General features: G+C 69.4%; 13 protein-coding genes. 5 read left to right on the top strand and 8 right to left on the bottom strand.

The genetic code is table 11. The annotated features are described in order from the left end of the window. Nucleotides 1-18: 18 nt before the first annotated feature. The 4 genes from E3O57_RS10775 to E3O57_RS10760 are packed head-to-tail and all read left to right on the top strand — an operon-like array spanning nucleotide 19 to nucleotide 3,824. A complete protein-coding gene (locus tag E3O57_RS10775; RefSeq protein ID WP_103479680.1) occupies nucleotides 19-861 on the top strand; it encodes an ADP/ATP-dependent (S)-NAD(P)H-hydrate dehydratase in 843 nt (280 codons plus the stop codon). A gap of 50 nt (nucleotides 862-911) precedes the next feature. Next, the gene (locus E3O57_RS10770; RefSeq protein ID WP_103479679.1) at nucleotides 912-2,174 is read left to right on the top strand and encodes a glycosyltransferase 87 family protein; all 1,263 of its coding nucleotides are present in this window, start codon (nucleotides 912-914) and stop codon (nucleotides 2,172-2,174) included. 2 nt (nucleotides 2,175-2,176) lie between these two features. Continuing rightward, nucleotides 2,177-2,488: a thiamine-binding protein gene (locus E3O57_RS10765; protein ID WP_088455345.1), complete on the top strand. Its 312-nt coding sequence runs from the start codon at nucleotides 2,177-2,179 to the stop codon at nucleotides 2,486-2,488. 58 nt (nucleotides 2,489-2,546) lie between these two features. Next, nucleotides 2,547-3,824, top strand: a complete 1,278-nt coding sequence (locus E3O57_RS10760) for an MFS transporter (protein WP_088455346.1) — start codon at nucleotides 2,547-2,549, stop codon at nucleotides 3,822-3,824. Nucleotides 3,825-3,852: 28 nt separating this feature from the next. On the opposite strand, the gene E3O57_RS10755 is transcribed toward E3O57_RS10760, so the two are convergent. The 8 genes from E3O57_RS10755 to E3O57_RS10720 form a co-directional block, all read right to left on the bottom strand. Continuing rightward, complete coding sequence (locus E3O57_RS10755; RefSeq protein ID WP_255416771.1) at nucleotides 3,853-4,524, bottom strand: response regulator transcription factor; 672 nt, start codon at nucleotides 4,522-4,524, stop codon at nucleotides 3,853-3,855. Between the two features lie 55 nt (nucleotides 4,525-4,579). Continuing rightward, nucleotides 4,580-5,860 (bottom strand): hypothetical protein, encoded by a 1,281-nt coding sequence (locus E3O57_RS10750; protein ID WP_103460847.1) that lies wholly within the window; start codon nucleotides 5,858-5,860, stop codon nucleotides 4,580-4,582. After that, complete coding sequence (locus E3O57_RS10745) at nucleotides 5,857-7,026, bottom strand: sensor histidine kinase (RefSeq protein ID WP_103460844.1); 1,170 nt, start codon at nucleotides 7,024-7,026, stop codon at nucleotides 5,857-5,859. The genes E3O57_RS10750 and E3O57_RS10745 overlap by 4 nt, the downstream gene beginning before the upstream one ends. Nucleotides 7,027-7,084: 58 nt before the next feature. After that, on the bottom strand, nucleotides 7,085-7,759 hold the full coding sequence (locus E3O57_RS10740; RefSeq protein ID WP_198416828.1) for a hypothetical protein: 675 nt from the start codon (nucleotides 7,757-7,759) through the stop codon (nucleotides 7,085-7,087). Beyond that, nucleotides 7,746-9,218 carry a DUF4389 domain-containing protein gene (locus tag E3O57_RS10735; RefSeq protein ID WP_103479678.1) on the bottom strand — a complete coding sequence of 491 codons (1,473 nt, stop codon included), beginning with the start codon at nucleotides 9,216-9,218 and terminating at the stop codon, nucleotides 7,746-7,748. Before E3O57_RS10735 ends, E3O57_RS10740 begins: the two co-directional genes overlap by 14 nt. Nucleotides 9,219-9,265: 47 nt before the next feature. Next, on the bottom strand, nucleotides 9,266-10,459 hold the full coding sequence (locus tag E3O57_RS10730) for a homoserine O-acetyltransferase (protein WP_103479677.1): 1,194 nt from the start codon (nucleotides 10,457-10,459) through the stop codon (nucleotides 9,266-9,268). A gap of 75 nt (nucleotides 10,460-10,534) precedes the next feature. After that, the gene (locus E3O57_RS10725; protein ID WP_103479676.1) at nucleotides 10,535-11,863 is read right to left on the bottom strand and encodes a bifunctional o-acetylhomoserine/o-acetylserine sulfhydrylase; all 1,329 of its coding nucleotides are present in this window, start codon (nucleotides 11,861-11,863) and stop codon (nucleotides 10,535-10,537) included. 132 nt (nucleotides 11,864-11,995) lie between these two features. After that, a complete protein-coding gene (locus tag E3O57_RS10720) occupies nucleotides 11,996-13,111 on the bottom strand; it encodes an acyltransferase family protein (RefSeq protein WP_088457879.1) in 1,116 nt (371 codons plus the stop codon). A 29-nt stretch (nucleotides 13,112-13,140) separates the two neighbouring features. Here E3O57_RS10720 and E3O57_RS10715 point away from each other — a divergent pair, with 29 nt between their 5' ends. After that, the gene (locus tag E3O57_RS10715) at nucleotides 13,141-13,944 is read left to right on the top strand and encodes an SDR family NAD(P)-dependent oxidoreductase (RefSeq protein ID WP_103479675.1); all 804 of its coding nucleotides are present in this window, start codon (nucleotides 13,141-13,143) and stop codon (nucleotides 13,942-13,944) included. The last annotated feature ends 32 nt before the right edge of the window (nucleotides 13,945-13,976 follow it).

Here is a 13,976-nt window from a genome sequence, read left to right as displayed (position 1 = left end):
ACAACCTATCGTGAGTGCATGGCGAAACCTCGACGATGGCTGGAATGGGAGGCCGCCCAGGCCCGCGACTGGATCGCGGTGCCGCAGGCGACCGATGACAAGTACAGCCGCGGCGTGCTGGGCGTGCGCACGGGTTCCACCGAGTACCCGGGCGCGGCGGTGCTCGGTGTGGAAGCCGCGAGCCGCACCGGGGTGGGCATGCTGCGCTACCTCGGTCCCCGCCGGGTCGGGACCCTCGTGATGCAGCGCCGTCCGGAGGTGGTGACGGTCGACGGCCGGGTGCAGGCCTGGCTGCTCGGCTCGGGCATGGACGCCGGCAGCCGCAGCCCGGAGACCACCAAACAGCTGCAGAAGGCGCTCCGTCAGGGTCTGCCGACGGTGCTCGACGCCGGCGCGCTCGATTTGGTCTGTGCCGGCACCGGCCCCCGGCTGATCACCCCGCACTACCGGGAACTGGCCGCTCTGCTGGGCCGGTCCGGCGAGAATGTCACCGTCGACGACATCGCCGGTGAGCCGGGGGAGTGGGCGATCCGCGCCGCCGTCCTGCTCGATGTCACGGTGCTGGTGAAGGGCAGCGTCACCCACCTGGCCTCACCGTCCGGTATCCGCCTGACGGTATCCGGCGCCCCCGCCTGGCTGGCGACGGCCGGTTCCGGTGACGTGTTGGCCGGCATCCTCGGTGCCCTGCTGGCCACGAACAGCGGGCGTATCCAGGCGGATGCCGACGCGCTCGCCGCGCTCGCCGCCACGGCCGCATTCGTGCACGCGGCGGCGGCGCACCGGGCGTCCGGCGGTGGCCCGATCGTGGCGCTCGACGTGGCCCTGGCCGTTCCGGCGACGATCGCGGCGCTGCTGGCCTGACCCGGCGGCGCCGGGGGAGTGTGCCGCAGTGGAGTGTGCCACAGTGGAGCGTGCCTGAATTCCTGCGCCGCCCCGCCCTGCTGTGGTGCGGCTTCGCGATCGTGCACGCGGTGCTCATCGCTCTGAACCTCAGCGGCATCGGCTGGCCACTCGGCGACGTGGAACGGGTGTACCTGGGTTGGGCCGAGGCCACGACATCCGGCGCCGTCAGCCTGGGCATCAACACCGACTTCGTCTACCCGATCCTGGCCCTCGCCCCGATTCTCGCATCGCTGGTCTTCGGCGCCGGGCCGTACGCGCTCACCTGGCTCGGCCTGGTGACCGTGCTCAACGGGGTCGCCTTCGCCGCGCTCACCGGTCGCCGGCCGGGTTCGGCGGCAGCCCTGGCCGCCTGGTGGTGGCTGCTGTTCCTGCTGCTGCTGGGCCCCATCGCGTTGGCCAGGATCGACTCCGTGACCGTACCGCTGGCGATTCTGGGCCTGCTCTGGCTGCGCAGCCGGCCGTTCTGGGGAGCGGTGCTCCTGACCGTCGCCACCTGGGTCAAGGTTTGGCCGGTCGCGGCGATCATCGCGCTGGTGGTGGCCTCGAGGCGGCGCTGGCAGGTGCTGGCCGCCTTCGCCGGCACCTCCGCGCTGATCATCGGAGCGGCCCTCGCCGCCGGCAGCGGGGCCACGATCCTCAGCTTCGTGACCGAGCAGACCAACCGGGGGATCCAGATCGAGGCGCCGGTGGCGTCCTGGTGGTTGTGGCAGTCGGCCCTGGGCATCCCCGGCGCCGTCGTGTACTACGACCAGCAGATCCTGACCTACCAGGTGATCGGTGCGGGCACCGACCTCGCGGCGGCGGTGCTGACCCCGCTTCTGGCACTCTGCGTCGGCGTGGTGCTGCTATTGGGCTGGCGCGCCCAACGCGCCGGTGCATCGGCCGACCTGCTGTTCCCGCCGCTGCTGCTGGCCCTGGTGCTCACCCTGATCGCGGTCAACAAGGTGGGCTCGCCGCAGTTCATCACCTGGCTGGCCGCCCCGCTGATCCTCGGCCTGGTCTCGTCCTGGCGAGCCTGGCGGGGCCCGGCGCTCACGGCCTTGGCGATGGCGGCGCTCACCCAGATCGTCTACCCGTACTTCTACAACGCCCTGCTGGCCACCACCCCGGCCATGGTGCTGATCCTGTCGGTGCGCAACCTCCTGGAGCTGGTGCTGCTGGGCTGGATGCTCGTTCGCATCTGGCGGCTCGGCGCCGCCTCCGCAACACTGTCAGAGAGCGCCGCCGCCAGTCCCGGTGCCACAGCGCATCGCCCGATCCTCAAGGAGTAGTCATGCTCGTCGCATTCTCGGTCGCCCCCTCCGGCGGCCCCACCGATTCGGTGCACGATGCCGTCGCCGCTGCGGTGAAAGTCGTCCGCGAATCGGGCCTGCCCAACCACACCGATTCGATGTTCACCACCATCGAAGGCGATTGGGACGAGGTCTTCGCCGTCGTCAAGGCGGCGACGGATGCCGTCGGCGCGTTCGGCTCCCGGGTGTCGCTGGTGCTCAAGGCCGACATCCGCCCCGGCTATTCCGGCGAGCTCACCGCCAAGCTGGACCGCCTCGAGGCGGCTATGGATGAGGCCGGCGGAGCATCCTGACACCGGCCTGGCGCCGCCGCGTCACCGTCCAGACACGACCGCCCCGTAGTCTGGATTGATGCCCTCACTCTCTGACGGGTCGACGCGCCTGTCGCCGACCCGCGTTCGCCTCGCCCTCCTGGCTCTCGCCCTCGGCGGCTTCGCGATCGGCGCCACCGAGTTCGTCGCCATGGGACTGCTGCCCAATCTGGCCGCCGACCTGCTGCCCGGCCTCTACGCGTCGTCGCCTGATGCCGCCAACGCCCAGGTCGGCTGGCTCATCTCCGCATACGCTCTCGGTGTCGTCGTCGGGGCGCCCACGATCGCCGCGGCCGCGGCCCGGTGGCCACGCAAACAGCTGCTGCTCGTTCTGCTGGCCTGCTTCACCCTGGCCACCATCGCTTCCGCGCTGCTGCCGACCTTCGGCCTGGTGCTGGTGGCCCGGTTCGTCGCCGCCCTGCCGCACGGCGCCTATTTCGGCATCGCGTCGCTGGTCGCCGCCGAGTTGATGGGCCCGGGCAAGCGGGCACGCGGTGTCGCGATCGTGCTCTCCGGCCTCACCATCGCCAACGTCATCGGCGTGCCCTCGATCACCTGGCTCGGCCAGGTTGCGGGCTGGCGGGTCGCCTACATAGCCGTGGCCGCCCTCTTCGCGGTGACCTTCGTCGCCGTGATCGTGGCCGTGCCGTTCCAGGCCGGGAACCCCGGCGCCACCATGCGCAACGAGCTGCGCGCCTTCGGGCGCCTGCAGGTCTGGTTCGCGCTCCTGATCGGCGCCGTCGGGTTCGGCGGTCTGTTCGCCGTCTACACCTACGTGGCCCCGCTGGTGATCGAGGTCACCGGGCTGCCTGCTCTCGCGGTGCCGCTGGTGCTCGTCGTGGTGGGCCTGGGAATGACCGTGGGCAACTTCGCCGGCGGCGTGTTCGCCGACCGCAGTGTGCGGCGCAGCATGTACGCCTTCTTCGCCATCATGCTCGCGGCCCTGCTGCTGCTTGCCTTCTCCGCGCAGCACCTGGCCGGGCTGCTGACCGGGGTGTTCCTGGTCGGCGCGTCGGCGGCGGCGCTGTCGCCGACCATCCAGACCCGGCTGATGGATGTCGCACACGACAGCCAGTCGATCGCCGCGGCCCTCAACCACTCGGCGCTCAACCTCGGCAACGCGCTCGGCGCGTTTCTGGGCGGCATCGTCATCGCGGGCGGGCTGGGCTATCTCGCCCCGATCTGGGTCGGGTTCGGCCTGAGCGTGGTGGGGTTGGCGCTGGCCGTTGTCACCTTCGCGATCGACAGGGTCCGTCGCAAGCGGGGGCAGCACGTACCGTACGGCACCGCACTGATCACGGTGGTCGGCACGGACTGAGCGCCGCGCCGACCCGGCCGGTGGCGTTCTAGTCGGACTGCAGCAGGATGCCGTCGTGGATGGCGCGCTTCCGTAGGGCCACCTTGGTTCCGACATCAAAACCGGCAAGACGGTACTTCTCGCGGATCCGCTTGAGGTACGACTTCGCCGTCTCCTCGGAGATGCCCAGCTGGTGGGCGACGGCCTTGACCGGCTCACCGGCTCCGTACAACGCCATCACCCGGCGTTCCTGGGCGCTCAGCCGCGGCGAGCTGCCGGCGGCTCCGGCGTGCAGGGCGAGGTCGAGTTCGGCGGAGATGTAGGACTCGCCGACGTTCGCGGCGTGGATGGCTTCAACGATGGTGCTGGCCTCCTCGGTCTTGACGAGGTAGCCGAGAGCGCCGGCGGCGAGGGCCTCGCGCACGAGAGCCGGCTCGGAGTAGGTGCTCATCAGCACGGTCTTCACCCCGGCCGTCTTGAGGGTGGAGATCTTCAGCGAGACCGGGATGTTGTCCTTGAGGTCCAGGTCGAGCAACACCACATCGACCGGGAACTCCGGGTGGGTGAGAAGCTCGGGCCAGGTGGTCACGGCGGCCACCATGTTGATGTCGTCCGCGGCGCCTCTGATCCACTCCGTCAGCGCTCCCAGGAGCATCCGGTGGTCGTCGACCAGGGCCAACCGGATGGGATTGTCGATGAGCGTCGCTGCTGTGTTCGTCACTGCTACCTCCTGTTGCATTTTTCCCTGTCGGAGCATCCCGGGCCAACCGGCCCGGTCACGCGTCCGCAGGATTGTCTATACTGCATTCGATGTCGACGTGGAGATGTCCACTGCGCACCGAATCGATATGAGGGCCCACTACTCGGATAGCTTGCCATGTCTCCGGGTCCACCCGTCGACGAGGCACCCCCTCGATGATCATTTTGATCGGAAACCGAAGCATTTCACCGATAATATGGCCGTTGGTACGGCCAAAAGGTCCGAAAACCAGCGAAACCGTCGGTTCGGCACCGTCGGTGTCGCTGATCAGGAGCCAGATGGCCAGCAACAGCGCATCGCGCTGAGCCGGCGAGAGCTGACCGGCCAACCCTGACGGGTCATCGAGATTGACGGCGGGGCCGAGGAACTCGGATTCGGTGAGGGCGTGGTGCAGCCAGGTCTCCCGGCGGCCCTCGATGAGGTGCAGTCGCAACTGGGTGGCGAGCATCGCCGCCGCCGCCGATTTCGCCGAACTGAGCGGCAGGGCGGTGCGTCCGGTGGCGACGTCGTCGAGCAGGGTTTCGGCGTCGAGGTCGATGCGGGCCAGCTCCTCGGATGCGAGCATGCCCACGGCGGAGGACGGCTGGCTGATGGTGCTCTGCACCAGCACCAGGTCCAACTCACGCTGCACGATGCGGCGGAATCCGCGCACGACCGACGCCCCGATCAGCGGCGGGAACACGCACAGGCCGATGGTCAGGATGGCCGGCGCCATCAGCTCGGGGTCGTAGCGTGCCGCGGTGACCGAGCCCGCCGCGATCACGGCGCCGAGGACCAGCGTCGCGGCAACGATCTCCCGTCCGCGCCGCACCGAGACCAGCATGGCAAGCAGGGCGCCGACAGCGGCGGCGGCGGTGGGATAGGTGCCCGCGGCGGTGCCCTGACCGTACCCGGCCAGGTCGAGCCCGACGACGACCTCGCCCAGGGCAAGCACGGCGAGGAACAACCAGGTCGGCATCCGGTCGGGCAGCCTGTTGACGAGGATCAGCGTCACGACGGCCGCGAGCAGCAGAACGATCCAGGCCGCCAGGGTCGGCAACGGGTTCGGATATCGCTCCCACTGGCTCGCGAACCGCCACAGCAGGAACACGGCGAAGAACCCGCTGCTCAGGGAGATGCCGAAGCCGAGGTGGCGGCTACCGAGCCCGGTGCGGTTGGCCAGGGTGGTTTGAACGGTGCGCTGCGGCCGGCGAAAGGTGCGGCGTCGCTCGTCGCGTTGGTCGTCGAGCAACTGCTTGTGCGCTCGGGCCGACGAGCTGCCGGAGTGCGGCGGTGCCGGGGTCGCCGCCGATGTCACTTGGGCACCTCGAGCACGACGGTGGTGCCAGAGCCCGGGGAGGAGAACAGGCGTGCGCTGCCGCCGACGTCGCGAAGGCGGGCCACGACGGACTCGGCGAACCCGAGCCGTTCGGTGCCGACGGCGCTGAGGTCGAACCCCCGACCGGCATCCGTCACCATGGCGCGCACCGTCGTGTCGTCGTCGGAGATCGTGACGTCGGCCCTGGTGACGCCGGAGTGCCTGCGCACGTTTTCGAGGCACTCGCCGAGGGCGAGAAGGAACGAGTCGAGAACGTCGCTGGGCAGCAGCACCTGGCCGCTGCCGTGCCAGTCGACCTCGAGTCCCATCCGGCCGAAACGCTGCTTCACCGACTCGAGGGTGCTGCCGAGCATCGACGTGTTGGACGGTTCCAGCGTGTAGACCCCGGAACGGCTGGGGGTGGGCAGCGCGCCCAGACGTAACTGGCGGAGCAGACGGGCGTCATCGCCGGATTGTTGTCGCAGAGCGGCGGGGCTGACGCCCACACCCGAATGCGCCAGGAGGGTGAGGGTGGCCAGCACGGTGTCGTGGAGCAACCTGGCGCCCTGCCGGCGTTGCGCTTCGAGTTCGCTGGCATGACGTTCGGCCTGGTGGGCGCGCCCGATCGCGGCGACCCGCTGCAGCACCCGGGGCACGCTCTGCGCAATCCACCAGCCGCCCAGGGACAGGGCGGCCCAGCCGCACACGGTCAGGACCAGGGGCAGCACCGACCCGCCAGACGAGATGGTGACGAACGCCACCCCGGCCACGGTCATGCCGAACGACCCGAACAGGATGAGCTGGCGTCCGGGGCCGACGACGAGCACCGGCGCGACACAGCTGGCCGCGCCGGCAGCCAGGGTGGCGATCAGGGCCTCCTCGACGGGGTTGAGACCGACATCAACCCTGGCGGCCAGCCCGACGACGAGGATGACGGCGTTGCTCAGCAGCACGATGCACACCGCCCAACGGAGTGCGCCGCTCTGACCGAGGACGTATTGGCACCCGACCATCAACAGGATCAGGGACCCGGCGAACAGGACCACGGGCATATCGAGCCCGCCCGGCACGGCCAGGTAGGCCAGCGACGTCACCGAAGCGGTCAGCCCGGTTATCCGGGCGGTCCGACGAAGGACGCGATCACGCTCTCTGGCAATACGTGGCATGGCTGCAGTACTCCTCATGAGTGCCCTATCCGTCACCTTATCGGCCCCGGTGGCGGATTTACGGCTGTTGACGTGGACTTTCTTTCCGGCGCAGAAGCAGGTGCAGAACCACGCCGCTGACCAGGGCCGTGGCCACCGCCATGAACATCCCGGCGAGAACCCCGATGAGCAGGATGAGCGCGCCGGGCTGGCCCGGCTGCCACAGCGGTGTGGCCACGGCGAAGAACACGGCCAGGCCGGCGCCCCAGGCGGCGGCGCTGCCGAGTATCCACCAGCCGGCACCCCTGAGGTGCCGACGGAGCTCGAACCACTGGGCGAAGCCGAGAGCGCACAGCAGCACAGTGGCGAGCAGGATTCCGGCGGTGAATTGGGCTGCTGCCGGCCAGCGCTGCCAGACCTCGGCCCACTCGGCGGGCAACAGCCCGATGAACCAGGCCGCGGCGCCGGCGATGGCCGTGGCGCCGACCCAGCGGCGGCGGTTCAGTGCCGGCACCCGGCTGCGGAGCACGGTCGCCTGCGTCCAGCCGAGCACGGTGCCTTCGGCGGCGCCGGCGAAGATCAACGCCGGCGCCAGCACGGATGAACCGGCGAGGGTCAGCTGGGCCAGGGCCGGGACGAGGAACCCGACGCTTTCGCCGAGGCTGACCCACAGCAGCCAATTGCGTAGGAACCTGTCGGCACGATCGGGACCGCTGCGGGGCCGGGGGCCGGGGAGCGGCCTATCGACCGTCATGGGAAGCGACGGGGGCGGCCGGTGCGGGTGGTCCAGCCACGGCGGAGCCTGGATCGAGCGGGCCCTGATCGAGCCGGAACGGCGGGTACTCGTCGCGCATCAGCGCGGCATAGACGATCACCCTGTACAGCCAGCGGTTCAGTCCGATGACCAGATCGAAAATCCCGCGCCGGTAGCGTCCGCTGAAGAGCAGGATCACGGCGCCGATGAGGACCAGGATGCCCAGCAGCGAGAAACCGGTGCTGGTGGCGGTGGTCCAGCCGTTGTTGCCGCTCGCGGTCCAGCCCCAGCTGCCGCCGGTGAGGATCGCCACGATGAACAGGTGGGGAATCACCAGGAGCCACCACTTGACCAGGACCAGTCCGTGCGAGAGCCGGGCCGGATAGTCCACCTCGAGGTCGGCCGGATAGTCGGTGGCGGCGAGGGTGAACGGCGGGTACCTGTCGGTGCCGAGCGCGGAGTACGAGTAGAAACTCACCCGCCAGTTCCAGCGCAGCACGCCGACGCTGTAGTTGAAGATCGCCCGCGGGTAACGTCCGGTGAACAGGATGGCGAACCCGGCCACGATCGTGCCGATCCAGAGCCCGAACCAGAGGAAGAACAGCACGATGACGTGCGGGATGACCAGGATCCACTTGACCAGCCACAGCGCCCGCGAGACGTCGGGGTCGAGCCATCCGTTCAGTCGTGCGGGATAGTCGGCGCCCGGCCTGTCGGGGTCGGCGCCGGGCTGGCCGGTCGCACCGCCCGGTGCTGGCGTGGCGCCGCTGCGGCTGGAGGGCGCCGGACCGTTGCGGCCCAGGCCGATCACACCGAGGATCACCAGGATCAGCCCGATCACCAGGGTGATGATGCCGACCAGCAGCAGGGTGATCGCCGCGGGCGCCAGGAGACCTGAGCGCACACCGGCACTGACCTGCACGGCGACCGGGCTGCTGCCGTCGGCATTCATCACCACGACGGCCCAGGCCCCGGGCTGCACCGGCCAGGTGATCTCCTGGCTGCCGGGCCCGACTGCGCTGACGGTCCAGAAGTCCTGTTCGGCGGGCGGTTGGGGCCGGTCTGAGCCGGGAATGTCTGCGTACCGCGCGCGGAGCGGCGTGGATTCGATGCCGCGCACTTCGGTGTGTGCCACGTTCGCCAAGTAGCTGTCGACGTCGGCCTGCGGCGCGATGCCGAGAAACACCGGGTCGTCGTTGGCTCCCGTCGCCACCAACCGGATCCTGGCGATGTCCAGGTTCAGCGGCGGGGTCGTTCCCGTGGTCGTGACGGGACCGAGCGGAGGACTCGTCAGTGCGTAGGAGTTGGTGACGAGGGGCACCGTGCGGGTGGAGAAGTAGCCGTTTTCACCCTGCACGCCGGCGGCGACGGCGGCAACGGTGCCGGTGGCGGTCAGTCCGAAGCCGATCAGGGTCAGGATCGTGCCGATCAGCAACATGATGAGCGGGCCGGGTTTCATGGCGCCAGAGTTCTCCCGAACGCACTGCGTGTCAACCCTTCCGCGGTTCAGCCGAGCAGCCACCGGAGCTGGTCGCCGATGGCCTGGTCCTCGATGAGAAATCCGTCGTGACCGTAGCCGGACTCGATCACCACGGGGTCGCCGCCGCTCCCCAGTCCGGCCGCGATGACACGCTGGCCGTCCAGGGGGAAGAGCCTGTCGCTGTCGATGCCGACGACGAGGGTGCGGGCCGTGATGCGGGCCAGTGCGGCGTCGACGCCGCCCCGGCCACGTCCGATGTCGTGGGAGTTCATCGCCTCGACCAGGGTGATGTAGCTGTTCGCGTCGAACCGCCGGGTGAACTTGTTGCCGTGGAAGTCGAGGTAGGACTCCACGGCGAACCGGCCGTGCCCGCCCAGCGGGGTGATGTCGCTCTGCCAGCTGCGCTCGAACCGGGAGTTGAGTTCCGACGGGCTGCGGTAATTGAGCAGCGCCATCCGCCTGGCCAGGGCGAGGCCGCGGCTCGGGCCATCGCCGGGCTCGGCGTCGTAGTAATCGCCCGCACGAAAGAGCGGGTCGGTGCGGATGGCCTCGATCTGCACCGAATTGAGGGCGATCTGGTCGGCCGTCGTGACCGGCGGGGCGGCCAGGATGCCCAGCCGGGCCACCCGGCCGGGGTGTTCGATGCCCCATTCCAGCACGTGCATGCCGCCCATGGAACCGCCGACGATCCCGGCCCAGCGTTCGACGCCGATCCGGTCGCTGAAGGCCACCTGCGCCGCCACCTGATCGCGGATGCTCAGATACGGGAACCGGGGGCCCCACTCGGAGCCGTCCGGCGCGAGGGACGCCGGGCCGGTGCTGCCCTGGCAGCCGCCGAGCATGTTCGGCGCCACCACGAACCACCGGTCGGTGTCGATCGCGAGGCCCCGGCCGACGATGCCACTCCACCAGCCGGCGGTCGGATGCCCGGCCGCCGGCGGGCCGACGACGTGGCTGTCCCCGGTGAGAGCGTGCAGCACCAGAACTGCGTTGTCGCCGGCCGGATTCAGCTCGCCCCAGCTCTCGTAGGCGATCCGCACGCCGGCCAGGTGCCCGCCCGCCTCGAGGTCGAGGGCGCCGATGTCCACGAACCGACGGCCGCCCACAGGGTCACCGTCACGCCAGGCGCCCGTGACGGGCGGCTTACCCAGCAGGGAGCGCGCCTGCGCGTCGGTGACCAGGCTGGACGGGACGGTGTCCGCGGAGTATTGCCATTCCATACGGCTCCATTGTGGCCATGTTCGGCCGTGGCCGCCGATTGTTACGTCATGCGGGCGGGTGAACGTCGGCGAGCTCTACGCGTTCGCGCGGGACGCCGCGACCACGGCGCGGGCGGCGGCCAGGCCGGCCTCGAGGTCGGCCTGCAGGTCGATGACGTTCTCGATGCCCAGTGACAGGCGCACCAGGCCCGGCGTGACGCCCGCGGTGAGCTGCTGCTCCGGGGTGAGCTGGGCGTGCGTGGTCGACGCCGGGTGGATCACCAGCGAGCGCACATCACCGATGTTGGCCAGGTGGCTGAACAGGCTGAGGTTGTCCACCAGCGCGCGCCCGGCATCCACCCCGCCCTTGAGCTCGAACGACAGCACCGCGCCAACGCCCAGCGGGGCGTACTTGTTGGCGGCCGCGTACCAGGGGCTGGACGGCAGTCCCGCGTAGTTGACCGACGCGATGTCGGGGTGGCTCTCGAGGAACTCCGCGATGGTCTGCGCGTTGGACACGTGCCGTTCGATGCGGAGGCTCAGCGTCTCGATGCCCTGGATGAGCTGCCAGGCGCTCGCCGGGGCGATGGCGCTGCCGAGGTCGCGCAGCAACTGCACGCGGGCCTTGATGATGAACGCGAGGGCGTCGCCGACCGCGGTGGTGTAGCTGGCGCCGTGGTAGGACGGGTCCGGTTCGGTCAGGTCGGGGAACTTCTCGACGTTGGCCGACCACTCGAACAGGCCGCCGTCGACGACGACGCCGCCGATGATGGTGCCGTGGCCGCCGAGGAACTTGGTGGCCGAGTGCACGATGATGTCGGCGCCGTGTTCGAACGGGCGGATCAGGTACGGCGTCGCGATGGTGTTGTCGACGATGAGCGGCACCCCGTTGGTGTGCGCCACCTCGGCGACCAGCGCGATGTCGAGCACGTTGATCTTGGGGTTGCCGATGGTCTCGGCGAAGAACAGCTTGGTATTGGGCCGCACCGCTCTGGCCCACTCCGCGGCGTCGTCCTGGTCTTCGACGAAGGTGGTCTCGATGCCGAGCTTGGCGAGGGTGTACTTGAAGAGGTTGTATGTGCCGCCGTAGATCGAGCTGGACGACACGATGTGGTCGCCGGCCTGGGCGATGTTGAGCACAGCGAAGGTCGACGCCGCCTGGCCGGAGGCCACCAGCAGAGCGCCGGTGCCGCCTTCGAGGGCGGCGACCCGTTCCTCGACCACGGCCTGGGTCGGGTTCTGGATGCGGGTGTAGATGTTGCCGAACTCTGCCAGCGCGAACAGGTTCTGGGCGTGTTCGGCGTTGTTGAAGACGTAGGAGGTGGTCTGGTAGATCGGCGTGGCCCGCGCGTTGGTCACCGGGTCTGGGCGGGCCCCGGAGTGGACCTGCTTGGTTTCGAACTTCCAGTCTGCGGAATCGCTCATGGGTCGGTCTCCCTGTTCGTGGTCGGGCCGGAAAGCCCGAGGAATCTACAGCGGCGGAACCAGACGCTCCGTTGCTCTGCTGCAACCATAGGCAGGGCTATGCCGCGCGACAACGGTTCGCGAAACACTACGTCATCTGCTGCCGGGCCCGTGCGGCAGCACGATGGTGCCCGTGTGGGTGGACGGCTCCTGCCTGAACAGCCAGCGCAGTCGCGGTTCCACCAGCGGCCGGAAAACGCGCCTCACGACGGGCAACGACAGCACCACCGAGATCAGGATGGCCAGCAGGATCACGGCCGGCAGCACCCAGGGCTGCTGCGGACCGTCGAGCACCCCGGTTTCCCGCAGCGGGTAGAGCAGGAAGGTGTGCAGCAGGTAGATGTACATGGTCGCGGCGCCCAGCGGTGTGAACCAGGTCGCCCGGCGCGGCATCAGCATGAGGAAGGCCAGGATGAACAGGAACGACGCCATCATCAGGCCCAGCCGGATGACCCCGGCCCAGAACTGGTCGTAGCCGAACTGCCAGTACGCCTCGTCGTACAGGGTGAAGCTCCGCAGCCGCAGGTCCCGCACGCCGATGATATTGACGGTGACGGCCAGGGCGAGGGCGCCGAAGAGGGCGATCGCGCCGGAACGCCAGCGCCAGACCGCGGCCGGGCGCAGGTGCATCCACCGGGCGGTGAGCGGCCACTGGCGCAGTTTCCAGCCGAACACGAAGAACGGCAGCAGCCCCAGCGTGCGTGACAACGAGAAGGTGCTGTCGATGTCACCGACGTAGCCGGCGCCCACCGAGATGGCGATGCTGATCAGCAGCGGATACCGCATCAGAACCAGGTAGGGCAGCGCCACCCGCCAGATGGCCAGGGCGATCAGGAACCAGAGGGTCCAGGACGGGGTGGAGTAGTCCACCTTGAGGGTGCCGCTGAGCGCCCACTCCACCAGCGTCCAGATGCTTTCGAAGATCAGGTACGGGAAGACGACGTCGGTGATCAGCCGGTGCATCTGGCGGGGGCCCGGCGGTCCTGACTTGGCGAAGTAGCCGCTGACGGCCACGAAAACCGGCACGTGGAACGCGTAGATGAACAGGTAGACGCCGTAGGCGGTGTCGGATTCGCCGATCAGCTTGAGTATCGCGTGACCGATCACCATCAGGGTGATGGCGATCCAGCGGGCGTTGTCCCACAGCGGTACGCGGCGCTTCGGCTTGTGCGGGCCGGCGTGGTGCGGGGTCTCTGTCGGCGAACTCATCGGGTCTATTCTCCGGGCAGAATGGGGCAATGGGCAAAAAAAGAGTCGTGGTCACTGGTGCGAGTTCGGGAATCGGAGCGGCGACGGTGCGCCTGTTCCGGGAGCACGACTGGGATGTGGTGGGCGTGGCCCGCCGGGCCGACAGGCTCGAGACGCTGGCCCAGGAGACCGGCGCGGCGGTGTTCGCCGCCGACCTCACCGTGCAGGCCGACGTCGACTCGTTGCGGGACTACCTCGCCGCCTCCGGCCCGGTGAACGCTCTGGTCAACAACGCCGGCGGCGCCAAGGGGCTCGACTCCGTCGAGGTCGGGTCGATCGACGACTGGGCCTGGATGTACGAGATCAACGTGCTCGCGCTGAAACGGGTCACCACCGCCCTGCTGCCGCTGCTGCGCGCCTCGATCGCCGCCGCAACGGATGCCGCGGCCGCCGGCGCTGCCGCGTCCGCCGACATCGTCAACATCACCTCGACCGCCGGGCACACGGCGTACATCGGCGGCGGCGGCTACAACGCCGCCAAGTTCGCCGCGCACGCCCTGACCGAGGTGCTGCGCTTGGAGCTCAGCGGCGAACCGATCCGGGTGATCGAGATCGCGCCCGGCATGGTGCAGACCGACGAATTCGGTCTGGTGCGCTTCGGCGGCGACCCCGAGAAGGCGGCCGCCGCCTACACCAACGTGGTGCACCCGCTCGTGGCCGACGACGTCGCCGCCACCATCCTGGCCGCCGTCGAACTGCCCGCGCACGTGAACCTGGACCTCGTCGTGGTCAAACCCGTCGCCCAGGCCTCCACCACCTTGGTCGCCCGCGGCCCGCTGCTGCCCCGCGTCTAAACCCACACCCGCCCCCAACTGTTGCCCGAACG

Source organism: Cryobacterium sp. TMN-39-2 (assembly GCF_004402745.1).
Lineage (GTDB): Bacteria > Actinomycetota > Actinomycetes > Actinomycetales > Microbacteriaceae > Cryobacterium > Cryobacterium zongtaii.
Note: the sequence above shows the minus strand (reverse complement) of the source record. Positions and strands in the feature narration are given on the sequence as shown.